This window comes from Ensifer sp. 2TAB8 (assembly GCF_052115125.1).
Taxonomy (GTDB): Bacteria; Pseudomonadota; Alphaproteobacteria; order Rhizobiales; family Rhizobiaceae; genus Ensifer.
Map to the genome: position 1 here is coordinate 49403 of NZ_JBFRGB010000022.1, position 15434 is coordinate 64836.

14 protein-coding genes are annotated in these 15434 nt (G+C 61.7%); 13 read left to right on the forward strand and 1 reads right to left on the reverse strand.

The features are described 5' to 3' along the window. Nucleotides 1–23 precede the first annotated feature (23 nt). Nucleotides 24–356 (reverse strand): iron-sulfur cluster insertion protein ErpA, encoded by a 333-nt coding sequence (erpA, locus tag AB4Z53_RS27210; protein ID WP_113537630.1) that lies wholly within the window; start codon nt 354–356, stop codon nt 24–26. Between the two features lie 212 nt (nt 357–568). Here erpA and AB4Z53_RS27215 point away from each other — a divergent pair, with 212 nt between their 5' ends. The 13 genes from AB4Z53_RS27215 (at nt 569) to AB4Z53_RS27275 (ending at nt 15335) form a co-directional block, all read left to right on the forward strand. Then, a complete protein-coding gene (locus tag AB4Z53_RS27215) occupies nt 569–1786 on the forward strand; it encodes a deoxyguanosinetriphosphate triphosphohydrolase (protein WP_441598729.1) in 1218 nt (405 codons plus the stop codon). 97 nt (nt 1787–1883) lie between these two features. Further along, nucleotides 1884–3644 (forward strand): arginine--tRNA ligase, encoded by a 1761-nt coding sequence (gene argS / locus AB4Z53_RS27220; RefSeq protein ID WP_441598730.1) that lies wholly within the window; start codon nt 1884–1886, stop codon nt 3642–3644. 63 nt (nt 3645–3707) lie between these two features. After that, nucleotides 3708–6680, forward strand: coding sequence for an SPOR domain-containing protein (locus AB4Z53_RS27225; RefSeq protein ID WP_113537627.1), 2973 nt, complete (start codon nt 3708–3710; stop codon nt 6678–6680). A 153-nt stretch (nt 6681–6833) separates the two neighbouring features. Further along, nucleotides 6834–7850 (forward strand): beta-N-acetylhexosaminidase, encoded by a 1017-nt coding sequence (gene nagZ / locus AB4Z53_RS27230; RefSeq protein WP_113537626.1) that lies wholly within the window; start codon nt 6834–6836, stop codon nt 7848–7850. A gap of 35 nt (nt 7851–7885) precedes the next feature. Beyond that, entirely contained in the window at nt 7886–8752 is an 867-nt protein-coding gene (locus tag AB4Z53_RS27235) for a segregation and condensation protein A (protein WP_441598731.1), read from the forward strand. Then, nucleotides 8745–9476: an SMC-Scp complex subunit ScpB gene (scpB, locus tag AB4Z53_RS27240; RefSeq protein ID WP_113537625.1), complete on the forward strand. Its 732-nt coding sequence runs from the start codon at nt 8745–8747 to the stop codon at nt 9474–9476. The genes AB4Z53_RS27235 and scpB overlap by 8 nt, the downstream gene beginning before the upstream one ends. A 76-nt stretch (nt 9477–9552) precedes the next feature. Beyond that, nucleotides 9553–10665: an ABC transporter ATP-binding protein gene (locus AB4Z53_RS27245; RefSeq protein ID WP_441598732.1), complete on the forward strand. Its 1113-nt coding sequence runs from the start codon at nt 9553–9555 to the stop codon at nt 10663–10665. 92 nt (nt 10666–10757) lie between these two features. Next, nucleotides 10758–10964 (forward strand): twin-arginine translocase TatA/TatE family subunit, encoded by a 207-nt coding sequence (locus tag AB4Z53_RS27250; RefSeq protein ID WP_113537623.1) that lies wholly within the window; start codon nt 10758–10760, stop codon nt 10962–10964. Between the two features lie 74 nt (nt 10965–11038). Beyond that, nucleotides 11039–11716 (forward strand): Sec-independent protein translocase protein TatB, encoded by a 678-nt coding sequence (gene tatB / locus AB4Z53_RS27255; RefSeq protein ID WP_441598733.1) that lies wholly within the window; start codon nt 11039–11041, stop codon nt 11714–11716. Beyond that, nucleotides 11713–12555 (forward strand): twin-arginine translocase subunit TatC, encoded by an 843-nt coding sequence (tatC, locus tag AB4Z53_RS27260; protein WP_113537621.1) that lies wholly within the window; start codon nt 11713–11715, stop codon nt 12553–12555. Before tatB ends, tatC begins: the two co-directional genes overlap by 4 nt. Nucleotides 12556–12601: 46 nt before the next feature. Then, nucleotides 12602–13885: a serine--tRNA ligase gene (serS, locus tag AB4Z53_RS27265; RefSeq protein WP_113537620.1), complete on the forward strand. Its 1284-nt coding sequence runs from the start codon at nt 12602–12604 to the stop codon at nt 13883–13885. 28 nt (nt 13886–13913) lie between these two features. Beyond that, complete coding sequence (gene surE, locus AB4Z53_RS27270) at nt 13914–14681, forward strand: 5'/3'-nucleotidase SurE (protein ID WP_113537619.1); 768 nt, start codon at nt 13914–13916, stop codon at nt 14679–14681. Next, nucleotides 14682–15335 (forward strand): protein-L-isoaspartate(D-aspartate) O-methyltransferase, encoded by a 654-nt coding sequence (locus AB4Z53_RS27275; RefSeq protein ID WP_113537618.1) that lies wholly within the window; start codon nt 14682–14684, stop codon nt 15333–15335. It begins immediately after the preceding gene. Nucleotides 15336–15434 lie beyond the last annotated feature (99 nt).

Below are 15434 nucleotides of genomic sequence, written 5' to 3' on the forward strand. Positions count from 1 at the left end.
CTGGGTTGGGCCTTCTGGTCGCGTTAGATGGAAAAACTCGTTCCACATCCGCAGCTTGCGACCGCATTCGGATTCTTGATCTGAAACGACTGGCCGAGCAGGTTGTCGACGAAGTCGATCTCCGAGCCGCCCATGTAGACGAGTGACAGGCTGTCGATCAGAACCTTGGCCTCATTCTTCTCCAGTACCAGATCGTCGTCATTGGCACTGTCGACCAGGTCGAACTTATAGGAGAATCCCGAGCAGCCGCCGCCTTCGACGGACACCCGCATCGCATTGTTGTGACTGTCCGAACGAAGGATCGTGGCGATCCGCTTTGCAGCGGCGTCCGAAAGGGTCACGGTTTCTTGCGTCATATCTGCCTCCTGCCGGGGTCAAGAACCGGAGAGATTTGGTTGTTGTTGCAGCATCGTCTCGGCCAACGTCGAAGGCCGTTTTAGCCTCCCTGGCCAAGCCGTTGCTTTCGCTTGCGGAATCGGTCGATGCTTGCGCGATGCGTTTCCGTGGCTTTCACTATAGGTATGAAGGCTTCAATGTCCCGTCAATGGGATGACGATTTGGGTGGAAAATGACATTCGACAAAAATGCGCTGGGCTTCGGTTATGGTGAACACGCTCCGTTCGCGTCGAATCCCTGGGCCACGCGTGGCAGGCTCTATCTGGAAGCTTCGAGCGCAACACGTTCGGATTTCCAGCGCGACCGCGACCGTATCGTCCACACGACTGCCTTTCGCCGGCTGAAACACAAGACGCAGGTCTTCATCGCCGCCGACGGCGATCACTACCGGACGCGGCTGACGCACACGATCGAGGTGGCGCAGATCGCCCGCGCGCTGGCGCGCGCCCTCAAGCTCGACGAGGATCTCGCAGAAGGGGTCGCGCTGGTTCACGATTTCGGCCACACGCCATTCGGGCACACGGGCGAGGACGCCCTGCACGAAATGTTGAAGCCGTATGGGGGCTTCGATCATAATGCCCAGTCGCTGCGCATCGTCACCAAGCTCGAGCGGCGCTACGCCGAGTTCGACGGGCTCAACCTGACCTGGGAGAGCCTGGAGGGGTTGGTCAAGCACAATGGGCCGCTGCTGACGCCTGATGGAAAGGGCACGCGTGGACCGGTGCCGCAGCCAATCCTGGACTATTGTGCCGTTCATGATCTGGAACTGGCGACTTTCGCGAGCATGGAAGCGCAGGTCGCCGCCATCGCGGACGACATCGCCTACAACACACACGATATCGACGATGGTCTGCGGGCTGGCTATCTGACATTCGAGATGCTGGAGGACGTGCCGTTCCTTGCCCGTCTGATGCGCGAAGTTCACGACCGCTATCCCGGTCTTGAAAGCAGCCGCTTCACGCACGAAATCATGCGCCGTCAGATCACGGCAATGGTCGAGGACGTCATCGGCATCGCCCAGCAATGTATCGCGGACATTCGCCCTGAGAGCGCTGCCGACGTACGCCAGGCGGGTACGGTCATGGCGACGTTCTCCGAGGAAATGAGCGAGACCGACAAGCAGATCAAGCGTCTGCTGATGACCCGCATCTACCGTCACCCCGAAGTGATGCGGGTGCGGGAGGGGGCGGCATCAATCGTCTGCGATCTCTATCACGCCTTCATGGATGACCCGCAGTTGATGCGGGAGCACTACTGGATCGACCAGATTGCCGGCATGGCCGAACCGGCACGGGCCCGTCACGTCGGCGATTATCTCGCCGGCATGACCGATACCTTCGCGATCAGCGTGCACAAGCGCTTGTTTGACCATACGCCGGATTTGCGGTAGGGACGCCCCGCCCGGAGGCTTGCGGTTCAATCGAACCGGGCCTCCTTTTTGAGTTTTGCGCCGGCCACATGTTGGTCGGGAAAAGCGGACGGATCAGATGAATCTCTTCACGGACTTCGAATCAAGAATTAAGGACATTCTCGAAACGCTTGATAGCGTTCGAGAAAAGCGATCCGAACTTGACCTCGGCCGTGTCAATGTCGAACCGCCGCGCGATCCGAGCCACGGCGATGTCGCGACCAACGCCGCCATGGTGCTGGCGAAGCCGCTTGGCATGAACCCGCGGGCGCTTGCCGAACTTATCGTTGAAAAACTGAAGCAGGATCCGGAAGTCACCGAAGTGACTGTTGCCGGCCCGGGCTTCATCAACGTCCGGCTTTCGGTATCCTATTGGCAGAAGCTGCTGTCGAACATGGTGCGCACCGGCCTCGACTATGGCCGCAGCACCGTCGGTTCTGGCCGCAAGGTCAACGTCGAGTATGTCTCGGCCAACCCGACCGGACCGATGCACGTCGGCCATTGCCGCGGCGCCGTTGTCGGCGACGCGCTTGCCAACCTGCTGGCCTTTGCCGGTTATCAGGTGACCAAGGAATACTACATCAACGATGCAGGGTCGCAGATCGACGTTCTCGCGCGTTCCGCCTTCCTGCGCTATCGCCAGGCGCTAGGTGAAGAGATCGGCGAAATCCCGGCGGGTCTCTATCCGGGGGATTACCTCGTTCCGGTTGGCGAGGCGCTTGCTGACGAATTCGGCACGAGCCTGCGCCTGATGCCTGAAGACAAGTGGATGCCGCTCGTCAAAGATCGGACGATCGATGCGATGATGGTGATGATCCGCGAAGATCTCGCGGCGTTGAACGTCAACCATGATGTCTTCTTCTCCGAACGCACGCTTCACGCCAACGGTGCAGCGGCGATTCGTACCGCCATCAACGACCTGACCTTCAAGGGGCACGTCTACAAGGGCACATTGCCGCCGCCGAAGGGGCAGCTTCCGGAGGATTGGGAAGATCGCGAGCAGACGCTGTTCCGCTCGACGGAGGTTGGTGATGATATCGACCGTCCGCTGATCAAGTCGGACGGAAGCTACACCTATTTCGCCGCCGACGTTGCCTACTTCAAGGACAAGTTCGACCGCGGCTTCGACGAGATGATCTATGTGCTGGGTGCCGACCATGGCGGTTACGTCAAGCGGCTCGAGGCTCTGGCGCGCGCCGTATCCGGCGGTTCGTCGAAGCTTACGGTTCTGTTGTGCCAGTTGGTCAAGCTCTTCCGTGACGGCGAACCGGTCAAGATGTCGAAACGCTCCGGCGATTTCGTCACGCTACGCGACGTCGTCGACGAAGTCGGCCGCGACCCGGTTCGTTTCATGATGATCTATCGGAAGAATTCCGAGCCGCTCGACTTCGACTTTGCCAAGGTTACAGAACAGTCCAAGGATAATCCGGTCTTTTACGTGCAATATGCCCATGCACGTTGCCGGTCGGTGTTCCGTCAGGCGGCAGAAGCTTTCCCGGACCTGGATATCGAATCGCTTGATTTCGCCGGTGCCATTCAGGGGCAGATCGTCGATCCGACAGAGCTTCAGCTGGTCGCCAAGCTCGCAGAATATCCGCGTGTGATCGAGGCTGCGGCACTGGCTCAAGAGCCGCATCGCATCGCGTTTTACCTGTATGATCTTGCCGCTGCCTTCCACGGACATTGGAACAAAGGTAAAGAGAATCCGGAATTACGTTTTGTTAACGATAAAAATAGAGAATTAAGTACTGCCAGACTCGGGCTGGTGCATGCTGTCGCTTCGGTATTGAAGTCCGGCCTGTCTATTACAGGCACCTCCGCACCGGAGGAAATGCGATAAGTATTGTCACCATTTTCCCACAATGCACTGGCACATAAATACAGGCAATTGTGAGTGGAGAGCATGGCAGACAAACAATTCGCACGAAGCGGGCCGGCTGAATTCGATGTATTGGCAGACGATGATCCGTTGGCCGAACTCGCCCGGATCGTCGGTTACGATGCCCGGCCGGCCGTACAGCAATTGCAAGAGTTGCAACGACATCAGGAGGCGGTCCGTCAGGATCCCGCCTTCGATCTCGAAGACGAACTCCTTCGCGCTTTCGATAGCTACGATGCGCCCCGCGCGGCGGAGCAGCCTGCTGTCGAGCCGGTTTCTGCGCCGCAGCCGGCCGAAGAGGCTCGGATCGAGCCGGTAGCAGAGCTCGCGGAAGAGTATGAAGCTCCGATCTTCCGTCAGCCTGAGCCGGTCGCAGCGCCGGCCGCCGTCGTCGAAGACGAGTCGGAACCGGTCGTTGAGGTGCAGTCGTTCACGCCCGCTCCTCAGCTTGTGGAGGCCGATAGCGCCGAATTCGCCGCCGATGAGCCGGCATTCGATCTGGAACGCGAGCTCGAACTGTCGCTCGGCGAAGCCGATCTGCTGCCGTTCGAAGACGAGCCGGCATCCGAGGTAAGAGAAGAGGTCGTCGAGGACTGGCGGGCCCCGGTGGAAGAGCCGATTACGGCTTGGGCCGAGCCTGCTCCTGTTGTCGAACCGACCCCGGTCTACGCCGAACCGGCTCCGGTGGTTCACGTCGAACCGGCCCCGGTTTACGTCGAGCCCACGCCAGACTATGCCGAGCCGGTCTTCGACGTTGCTCCCGAAGAGCGTGCGGATGATGCAGCATATGCGAACGAGACAGTCGCGGAAGGCGGTGCTGGACATGAGGCCGCTGGCGACGATCTTCTAGCGGATGTCGAGCGGTTCCCGGTTCCGCCGGTGGCTGCCGTAGTTGCCGCTGCCGTGCAGTCGCATCCGGCGCTTCATGCGACGGAACAGCTCGTCGTTGCTCCCGCCGCCGCCCCGGTCAATACGGTTGCGGCGCCGCTGAAGAAAAGCCCCTATCCCTTTACGCCGACCTTCAGCCGGGCGACACCCGTTGCGTCGGCTACGGGCGCCAGCCAGCAGCGCGCCTTTGCCGGTCCGCTTGTGTCGCAGGCCGCTCCGGTCGCCGCACCTGTCATCGCAGCAGTCGTCACACCGGCCGCTACGCCGGTGGTCGAGGCTGCCCAGCCGGTTCAAGCGGCCCAGGTCGTTGCGGAACCGGAAAATGAGCCGGGCTTCGACATCGAGGACTTCGAAATGGAGCTCTCCGACGCCGCGCTGAAGCTCGATCTTGCCGACCTCGGCCCGACCGAACCGGTTGCCGTCGCACCTGCTGTCGTGCCGCAAGCGGTCGCGCAGCCGGTCATTGAGGCGCCCGTCATGGAGGCGGTCGCTCCGCAGCGCGAACCGGAACGTTCTGTCGAAACCTTCGTGGCTGAGGCCCCGGTGGAGCAACAGGACGCACAGCCGGAAAGCACGCTGCCCTTCGATCCCTCGATGATTGCAGAAGCAGAGAACGGAGTGGCGCCGATCGCCGATATGGACGTGCCGCAATTGCCGGTCATCGAAACGGAAAAGCCGGTCGCCTATCCGGCAGATTACGATCTCGATATCGACGCGGAGATGGCGCAGCTGTTCGGTACGCCTGCTCCGGCTGCCAAGGATGTCCGCCCGGTTGCGGCTGAAAAGGTCGAAGCAGCTCGTCCGGCTCCGGCGGCAAGCGCAAATCCTTCATTTGGCACCGGCGGCCTCGACGATTTCGACGCTTTTGAAAAAGCGATGGAGGAGGATTTCCGTCGCTCCATGACCGAGCGCCAGTCCCCGGTGCGTGATGCCGAGCGGGTTTCCGCAGGGCAGCGCGAGGAAGATGCAGGCGACTATCGCGACTATGGCTCAGGTCGGCGGTCGCAGCGTACGATGCTGCTTGCAGCAAGTGTTGCCGGCGTCATCATTCTCGGCGGCGCGGCTGTTTACGCCTGGATGGGCGGCAGCGATGCGGCAACCACTGCTGAAGGCCCCAAGATCATTCTCGCCGACAAGGGACCGGTAAAGGTCGTGCCGGAAGAAAAGGGCGGCAAGACCGTGCCGAACCAGGACAAGGCGGTTTACGATCGCGTCGCTGGCGCACAGGCCGGTGCGCCGCAGCAGGATGCATTGGTTTCTTCGACTGAAGAGCCGATGGACGTCGTTCAGAAGACGCTGACGCCGGAAACGCTGCCGCTCGAGGGCAGCGACGACTCGGATGGCCTGCAGGCAAACCTGCCGGCTGACGACGAGGATGGCGCTCGTCTGCTGCCGGACGGTGGCGCCCAGACTGCCGCTCAGGAAGAAGACAAGGCACCGGCCGTCGCACCGCGCAAGGTGCGCACCATGATCGTCAAGCCGGATGGTACGCTGGTTGCTCGTGAAGAGCCTGTTGCCGCACCGGCGACCGATGTCGCGGGCACGACGCAGCCACTGCCGGATGCGCCGTCGAAGGAAGTCGCGTCGGCTGATGTGACCGCGGCCGGTCAGGCATCGGCTAGTGTCGACCAGGTGGCGCTCGCCGCAACGGGCAATGCCAACATAGAACAGGTTCCGGTCCGCAACGTGACGACGACGGCAACCGGCGACAAGGCGCCGAAGCCACAGACGCGTCCGGCCGAGCAGGCCAACGCGGCCGCGGCGCCCGCAGATCGCGGCAATGCTCGTCCGGTCGACGAGCAGGCGGTTGCTGCGGCGGCAGAAGCGCAGCCAGCGCAGCAGGTTGCAACGGCATCGGTTCCGGCCGGCGGATACTTCATCCAGGTCGCGTCCCTGCCGTCCGAAGCTGAGGCGCAGAAATCCTACAACAGCCTTTCCAGCAAGTTCGGCAACGTCATTGGTGGCCGCGGGGTCGATATCCGCAAGGCGGAGATCGCCGGCAAGGGTACTTACTATCGCGTCCGCATCCCGGCCGGCTCCAAGGAAGAGGCAAACGCCCTGTGCTCCAAGTACAAGGGTGCTGGCGGAAGCTGCCTGGTCACCAAGTAAGCCGGGCAAACGGATAGAGTTGAGGAGGGCGCGGCTCATGGGTCGCGCCCTTCGTATTTTCAGGACTTTGACCTCCACATGGCCCTGTGCATGAGCGACAGCCCCTCGTCTTTGTGGCTTCGCGTCGGGCGGTACCCGCTCTATGCTCTTCCAATGAGCGAATCAAAAGCATTTATCTCGGGCTGCAAGGGCCTGTCTCTCAACGAAGACGAACGCCAGTTCTTTGCCGGCGAGCGGCCATGGGGCTTCATCCTGTTCGGGCGCAACATCGGGGAGGAGCAGCAGATCTCCGATCTGGTGGCGGCGCTTCGCGACAGCATTGGCAATCCGAATGCGCCTGTGCTCATCGATCAGGAAGGTGGGCGCGTGCAGCGCATTCGACCACCGCTCGTCCAGCAATACCCGAATGGCGCGGCGATCGGCGAAATCTACCGCCGCGACCGTGAGCTCGGCCTGCGCGCAGCCTGGCTCATGGGACGCCTACATGCGTTCGACCTGATGCGCTTCGGGATCACCGTTGATTGCCTGCCGGTGCTGGACGTGCCGGTTCCCGGCAGCCACGATGTCATCGGCAACCGTGCCTACGGCCATGATCCAGAGAGCGTGACGGCGATCGGTCGGGCGATGGGCGAGGGACTGAAGGCTGGCGGTATGCTGCCGGTCATGAAGCACATGCCCGGCCACGGCCGCACCTTTGTCGACTCGCATCACAATCTGCCCGTGGTCAGCGCCACTTTCGATGAACTCGCCGCCAGTGATTTCCTGCCCTTCGTCGCGATGAAGGACGAGGTTATGGCTATGTCGGCGCACATGGTCTTCACGACCATCGATCCGGATAATCCTGCGACGACCTCCGCGAAGGTCGTCCGCGAGGTCATCCGCGGTCACATCGGTTTCGATGGCCTCTTGATGTCGGACGACGTCTCGATGAACGCGCTTGCGGGCGATATGTCGACGCGCGCGCGCAACATCATTGCCGCAGGGCTTGATCTCGTCTTGCATTGTCATGGCATAATGGAAGAAATGAAGGCCGTCGCCGACGTCGTGCCGGTTCTCGCTGGCGAAAGCCTGCGGCGCGTAAAGGTGGCCGAGGCGGCTTTCCGGGCGCCTGACGATGCGAACGAAAGCGATTTGCGGACCGAGTTCAACGGCCTGTTCGCGACGGTGTAGGACAGACGTAGCCAGCAGGAAGGATCGGACTGTCAGTGAGCAATGCGGGCGAAAGACAAGGCAAGCCTGCGTCGAAGGCGCCGATGGAGCCCCTGTGGCAGGAAGAGACCGAAGAGCGCGGCTTGCATGAAGAAGCGCTGGTGGTCGATCTTGCCGGGTTCGAAGGCCCACTCGATCTCCTGCTGCATCTCGCCCGTAGCCAACGCGTCGATCTTTCGCGCATCTCCGTGCTTGCGCTGGCCGAACAGTACATCGCTTTCGTCGAGCGGGCGCGCAGCATCCGTATCGAGCTTGCCGCCGACTACCTCGTCATGGCGGCATGGCTTGCTTATCTGAAGTCGCGACTGCTGATCCCCCAACAGGCCAAGGACGATGGCCCGACGGGTGAGGAAATGGCTTCGGCTCTGGCCTACCGACTGAAACGCCTGGAGGCGATGCGCGAGGCGGCTACGCGGCTGATCAACAGGAACCGGCTCGGCCGGGATGTGTTCGTTCGTGGCGCGCCGGAGCATATCGTCACCGAAAAGAAGTCAGGTTTCGACGCTTCGCTCTACGATCTGTTGAGCGCCTACGCGAGCCTGCGCCAGCGTCAGGCAATCACCCAGGTGACGATCGAGAAGCGCCACGTGTGGTCTCTTGCCGATGCGCGCCTGATCCTGGCACGCATGATCGGCGGTCTCGACGATTGGACCGCGCTCGACCATTTTCTGATCCGCTACATGACGACGCCGAAGGAGCGGGCAACCGCGATCGCCAGTTCCTTTGCCGCCTCGCTCGAAATGGTCCGCGAGGGCCGGTTGGAGATCCGTCAGGAAGAGGCGTTTGCGCCGATCTATCTCCGGCGTGGACCGAACCCGATCGATGCGGAGACGCTTGCCGAAATGGAGGCAGCCCGTGGCTGAAGCCCAAAAATACATGCCGGAAGCTTCCGACGAGGACGATGAGATCGACGCGACGTCATCGCTTGACCCTCGGTTGGAGCAGGATGCCGAGCGGATTGCCGAAGCCCTGGTCTTCGCGTCGGCGCAGCCGGTGTCGGAGGCCTACATCGAAAGCCGCTTGCCGCGTGGCGCCGATGTCGCCCGGATCATGATGCGCCTGAAGGCGCTCTACGCGACGCGGGGCGTCAATCTTGTTCAGGTCGCCGACCATTGGGCTTTCCGCACGGCCGCCGATCTCTCTTTCGTCGTGCAGACCGATGAGCAAGAAGTCCGCAAGCTCTCGCGCGCTGCGCTCGAAGTGCTTGCCATCATTGCCTATCATCAGCCGGTGACTAGGGCGGAGATCGAGGATATTCGCGGTGTGCAGACGTCGAAGGGCACGCTCGACGTGCTGATGGAGGCCGGCTGGGTTCGCTTCCGCGGGCGTCGGCGCACGCCGGGCCGTCCCGTTACCTTCGGCACCACCCGCGATTTTCTCGACCACTTCGGCCTCGAGGAACTACGCGACCTGCCGGGTATCGAGGAGCTGAAGGGGGCAGGGTTGCTTTCCGGCCGCGTGCCGTCGAACCTCAATATTCCTGTTCCCGTGGGCGAAGATGAGCTTGCCGAGAACGAAGACCCGATCACCCAGCTCGACCTTGAAGAACTCGGGCTCTTGACACCGAAGGGCGAAGAAGCCGATTAAAACCTGAATGGGGATATCGGCTTTCCCCGGCGCCCGGCAGTTTCAGCGGGTGCGACTGGTGTCAAGGAATGCAAGCATGGTTTCAGATCCGCAGGACGCTCCCGTCATGACAACGCGACGGACGGCGGGTGTATCCTTCGCGGCGAGCCTGACCTTCGAAGATATTCATCACAGCTACCACGCCAAGGAGACGATCAAGGGCGTCAGCCTGGCGGCGAAAGCCGGCGAGGTTCTTTGCCTGCTCGGTCCGTCCGGGTCCGGAAAGACCACCCTGCTGCGTATCGCCGCAGGCATCGAGAAGCAGAGCGCGGGACGCCTTCTGCTCAACGGTCAGGAAATCTCCGGCCCGTCCGTCTTCCTGCCGCCCGAAAAACGCGGTGTCGGCCTGATGTTTCAGGATTTCGCGCTCTTCCCGCATATGTCCATTCGCGACAACGTCCGCTTCGGTCTGACGGCGCTGCCAAAGAAGGAAGCGTTGAACCAGGCGGACGCGGCGCTCGAGCGGGTGGGCCTCTCCCATTACGCTGATCTGTACCCGCATGTGCTCTCCGGCGGCGAGCAGCAGCGTGTGGCACTTGCGCGCGCCCTTGCACCGCGACCCGCCGTACTTTTGATGGATGAACCGTTTTCGGGCCTCGACTCGCGCCTAAAGGATTCGATCCGCGCCGATACGCTCGCCATCCTCCGGGAGACCCGGGCAACGGCGATCGTCGTTACCCACGATGCGGAAGAAGCGATGCGCATGGCCGACCGAATTGCGCTTCTGCAGGATGGGCGGCTTGTCCAGGTGGGGACGGCAGACGAACTCTACCGTCACCCGAAAAACCTCTTCGCGGCCGGTTTCTTCTCGGAAATCAATGTGTTCGATGCGCAGGTTCGCGGCGGTCGCGTCGACACGCCGGTCGGCACCGTGTCGGCCGGGCGTCACGGCGAAGGGGAACGTGTCTCGGTCGCCGTCCGGCTTTCCGGCGTGCGCGTAGGTGAGGCTGGTGGCGATATTCCCGCACGTATCCTCTCCCGCCGGTTCATTGGCGTCGTCGAACTGCTGGAATTGGCCGTCCCGCGTTGCGAAGATGTCGTGCGGGCTCGTATCCGCGCGGACCAATTGCCGCAAGGATTGCGCGATGTAATGCTTTCAGTTAACGAGCGGGATATATTACTGTTTGAAAAAGATGGTTCTGCATCTTAGGTTCTGTCGCAACGGAGGGCGTGATTAGCGCACGCCTGAAAATTTGACATGTGATAGAGCCTATATCGGGGAAGGCTCAGAGGAGTAAGAGCATGGGTTCCTTTAGCATTTGGCACTGGCTGATCGTGTTGGTCGTGGTGCTGCTCTTGTTCGGTCGTGGCAAGATTCCCGAACTGATGGGCGATGTTGCGAAGGGCATCAAGAACTTCAAGAAGGGCATGAGCGACGAGGAAGCAGGCGCGACCGACAAGACGCTCGACAGCAAGACCGTTGACCACAAGTCTGACGAAGTTCGCTAACGGTCTGGCGTCGATGGAACCGGTCCGGTATCGGTACCGGACCAGTTCCTTCATGGGTTTGCAGGACATTTCGAATGCTTGATATCGGCTGGACCGAGCTTGTCGTCATCGCCATCGTTTTGATCGTCGTTGTCGGGCCGAAGGATCTTCCGCCTATGCTGCGGGCTTTTGGCCGCATGACGGCGAAGATGCGAGGCATGGCCTCGGAGTTCCGTCAGCAGTTCGACGAAGCGCTGCGCGAAGCGGACCTCGACGAGGTTCGCAAGACCATCAGCGATGCGCAAAGTCTCAACCCGGCCAATGCGCTCAGGGATGCGATCAATCCGCTTCGCCAGATGGGCAATGATATAAAATCGGACCTGCAGAAGGCTGCAACGCCCGACAAGCCCGCCACAACCGATACCGCCGAGCCCGCGACTGCGGAGCCGATCGCGGTCGCTCCGGTGGCTGCGGCGGAAACGAAACCCGCAGACCCGGTTGCCGTTGCGGCCGTAGGCTCGGCCACGCGCCAGCTGGAACGCGCCGAGGTTGCCGCCCCAGCCGAAAAGCCCAAGCGGGCGCCGAGGGCAAAGGCCGATCCGGCACCGGTCGCAAAGAAGACCGCAGCGCCCAAGGYTGCCGCACCCAAACCTCCGGCAAAGGCGCCCGCAAAGGCGGTGGCCGAGAAGAAGTCGTCGAAGCCCGCTCCAGCGGAGCCCGCTGCCAAGACGTCCAAGCCGCGCGCCAGCACGCGCAAGAAAGGTGAAGCATGAGCGGCGATATCGAGGACCGGCCGCAGCCGCTGATCGAGCATCTGATCGAATTGCGCAAGCGCCTGATGTGGGCCATTGGCGCGTTCTTCATTGCGTTCCTCGTCTGCTTCTACTTTGCCAAGGGCCTTTTCAACCTCCTGGTTCTGCCGTTCAAATGGGCAGTGGGCTGGGCTGGGCTCAACCATCGCAATGTCGAGCTGATCTATACGGCTCCGCAGGAATTCTTCTTCACGCAGATCAAGGTTGCGATGTTCGGCGCGCTGGTGATCGCGTTTCCGGTGATTGCTGCGCAGATCTACAAATTCGTGGCTCCGGGTCTCTACAAGAACGAGCGGGCCGCATTCCTGCCGTTTCTCATTGCGTCGCCGCTTCTCTTTCTGCTCGGCGGCGCCCTGGTCTACTTCTTCTTCACGCCGATGGTGATGTGGTTCTTCCTGGCGATGGAACAGGGCGGCGGTGAGGGCCAGGTGGCCATCCAGTTGCTGCCGAAGGTCTCGGAATATCTGAGCCTGATCATGTCGCTGGTCTTTGCCTTCGGCCTGGTTTTCCAGCTGCCGGTAATCACCACGCTTCTGGCCCGTGTCGGCTTCGTGACTTCGCAGGGTCTGGCGGAAAAGCGCAAGTACGCGATCGTGATCGCCTTCATCGTGGCCGCCGTGCTGACGCCGCCCGATCCGGTTTCCCAGATCGGCCTTGCACTGCCCGCCATCCTTCTCTACGAAATTTCGATCTATACGGCGCGACTCGTCGAAAGACAGCGGGCAGCGGACGCGCTCAAGAGCGAGACTGCCGAGTCGCAGGAAGGATCTTCCGGAGAGGTCGGCCCCGCCAAGGGCTGAGCATTCGAAATTTCGCGCCGTGAGTTGACCAACGCGTGGAACGACAATGCTTGATATCAAATGGATCCGTGAAAATGCCGAGATGCTGGACGCCGCCCTGGCGAAGCGGGGCGCGGAGGCTTTGTCGGCGTCGCTGATCGCCCTCGACGAGCGCCGCCGCACCATCCTGCAGTCGCTGCAGGACATGCAGTCGCGCCGCAATGCCGCCTCGAAGGATATCGGCGCGGCCATGGCGCAGAAGAACGCCGAGCTTGCCGAGAAGCTGAAGGCTGAGGTCGCTGAACTCAAGAATGCCATGCCGGCCCTTGAGGAGGACAGCCGCAAGGTGGAAGCCGAGCTCAACGATGCGCTCTCCCGCATTCCGAACATCCCGCTCGAGGATGTTCCGGTCGGCGAGGATGAGAGCGGCAACGTCGTCAAGCGCGTGGTCGGCAACAAGCCCACCTGGAACCACCAGCCGCGCGAGCATTTCGAAATCGGTGAGGCGCTCGGCCTGATGGATTTCGAGGGCGCTGCCCGCATTTCTGGCTCGCGCTTCACCATCCTCAAGGGGCAATTGGCGCGGCTAGAGCGTGCGCTCGGCCAGTTCATGCTCGACCTGCACACGCAGGAACACGGCTACACCGAAGTGCAGCCGCCGCTGCTGGTGCGCGATGATGCGATGTACGGTACCGGACAACTGCCCAAATTTGCCGAAGACCTGTTCCGCACGACGGACGGCCGCTGGCTGATCCCGACGGCGGAAGTGCCGCTCACCAACATTGTCCGCGAACAGATCCTCGAAGGCGAAAAGCTGCCGTTGCGGTTCACCGCGTTGACGCCGTCCTTCCGCTCGGAGGCCGGTTCGGCCGGTCGCGACACCCGCGGCATGCTGCGCCAGCACCAGTTCAACAAGGTCGAACTGGTTTCGATCACCGATGCCGAAACCTCGGTCGACGAACACGAGCGCATGACGGCTTGTGCAGAAGAGGTGCTCAAGCGCCTTGGCCTGCATTACCGGGTGATGACGCTCTGCACCGGCGACATGGGCTTCGGTGCGCGCAAGACCTACGATCTCGAAGTCTGGCTGCCGGGGCAGGATACCTATCGCGAGATCTCGTCCTGCTCCGTCTGCGGTGATTTTCAGGCGCGCCGGATGAATGCGCGCTACCGCACCAAGGAAGACAAGGGCACGCGCTTCGTTCACTCGCTGAACGGTTCCGGTGTCGCCGTCGGCCGTGCGCTGATCGCCGTCATCGAAAACTACTTGAACGACGACGGATCGGTGTCGGTGCCGGATGTGCTGGTTCCCTACATGGGCGGCCAGACGCGCATCGAAAAGGCCGTCTGAACGAACGTCAAAGGGAAGGACAGCACCCATGCGGATCCTGCTGACAAACGATGACGGTATTCATGCTGAAGGTCTGGCGGTCCTCGAAAGGGTCGCCCGGACGATTTCGGACGATGTCTGGGTCGTGGCACCCGAGGCGGACCAGAGCGGTCTGGCGCATTCTCTGACGCTGTCGGAGCCCTTGCGGCTTCGCCAGATCGCCGAGAAGCGCTTTGCGCTCAGGGGTACGCCGACGGATTGCGTCATCATGGCGGTGCGCAAGGTGCTGGATCGCAAGCCTGATCTCGTGCTTTCGGGCGTCAACATCGGCGCCAACATGGCCGATGACGTAACCTACTCGGGTACGGTGGCGGGCGCCATCGAGGGCACGTTGCAGGGCATTCGCTCCATTGCGCTTAGCCAGGCCTATCACCACGCCGTCGGCAAGGCAGTGCCATGGGATGTGGTGGAGACGCATGCGCCGAGCCTGATCCGCAAGCTGATGGCGGTGGAGCTGCCCGACGGCACCCTTCTCAACGTCAACTTCCCGAACTGCTCAGCCGACACTGTTGCCGGGATAGAGGTGACGTCTCAAGGCAAGCTCGATTTCGGCCTGTCGATCGACGAGCGCACGGACGGACGTGGCTTTCCCTACTTCTGGCTGCGCTTCGGCGAGCGTTTCGGTGATTTTCGTGCCGGAACCGACATTCATGCGCTGCGCGAAAATTATATCTCGGTGACGCCGCTCAAGCTCGACCTGACGGACTATAGCGTCCAGGACCGTCTGATGCGGGCCTTGAATGAAGGGGCTCATTGATTGAGCGTGCGCGTTTCGGAACAGGAAGGTTTTGCCAAGATGGTGCTGCGGCTGCGCGCCGCGGGCATTACCAATCATGACCTGCTCAAGGCGGTCGAGCAGACCTCGCGTGGCCAGTTCGCACCGCCGCAATATCAGGCCGAGGCCTATTCGCAGCGGACGATTCCGCTCGATTGCGGTTCCTTTATGGAAGGCTACGATTTTGCGGTGCGGCTGCTCCATTGTGTGAACCTGAAAACAGGCCAGCGGGTTCTCGAGGTCGGCACCGGCAGCGGCTTTACCGCTGCGGTGATGGGGCGGGTGGCCGAACGGGTCCTGACGATCGATCGCTACCAGACGCTCGTCGGTACGGCGCAGAAAAACCTCGAGAAATCGGGCGTTCGCAACGTCATTGTCCGCCATGCCGATGGCAGTGCCGGTGTCCCGGGTGAGGGCACTTTCGACCGCATCCTGATCACCGCTGCCTTCAACAGCCTGCCGCGCATGTTTTCCGATCATCTCGTTTCCGGCGGAACCTTGGTGGTGCCGATCATGATGAGCGAGACCCACTGCCGGATCGTCAGGGTCAATCGAACGGGAAGTCGCTTCGACCGCGAGGATCTGTTCGACGCGCCTTACCTTCCGATCGTGCAGCAGCTCGCGTCTTTTCTTTGATGTGGCCACCGGCGAGCGCCCCTTAAGAAATCCTTAACCGTATCCAGCCTCGCGCAAGCTTCGCGCCATACGTCTCCGCTGCACGATAGGTTCTGACCA

Bases quoted from the DNA above. Each gene is read 5' to 3' on its own strand.
- erpA (WP_113537630.1), bottom strand. From the start codon at position 356: ATGACGCAAGAAACCGTGACCCTTTCGGACGCCGCTGCAAAGCGGATC.
- AB4Z53_RS27215 (WP_441598729.1), top strand. From the start codon at position 569: ATGACATTCGACAAAAATGCGCTGGGCTTCGGTTATGGTGAACACGCT.
- argS (WP_441598730.1), top strand. From the start codon at position 1,884: ATGAATCTCTTCACGGACTTCGAATCAAGAATTAAGGACATTCTCGAA.
- AB4Z53_RS27225 (WP_113537627.1), top strand. From the start codon at position 3,708: ATGGCAGACAAACAATTCGCACGAAGCGGGCCGGCTGAATTCGATGTA.
- nagZ (WP_113537626.1), top strand. From the start codon at position 6,834: ATGAGCGAATCAAAAGCATTTATCTCGGGCTGCAAGGGCCTGTCTCTC.
- AB4Z53_RS27245 (WP_441598732.1), top strand. From the start codon at position 9,553: ATGGTTTCAGATCCGCAGGACGCTCCCGTCATGACAACGCGACGGACG.
- AB4Z53_RS27250 (WP_113537623.1), top strand. From the start codon at position 10,758: ATGGGTTCCTTTAGCATTTGGCACTGGCTGATCGTGTTGGTCGTGGTG.
- tatC (WP_113537621.1), top strand. From the start codon at position 11,713: ATGAGCGGCGATATCGAGGACCGGCCGCAGCCGCTGATCGAGCATCTG.
- serS (WP_113537620.1), top strand. From the start codon at position 12,602: ATGCTTGATATCAAATGGATCCGTGAAAATGCCGAGATGCTGGACGCC.
- surE (WP_113537619.1), top strand. From the start codon at position 13,914: ATGCGGATCCTGCTGACAAACGATGACGGTATTCATGCTGAAGGTCTG.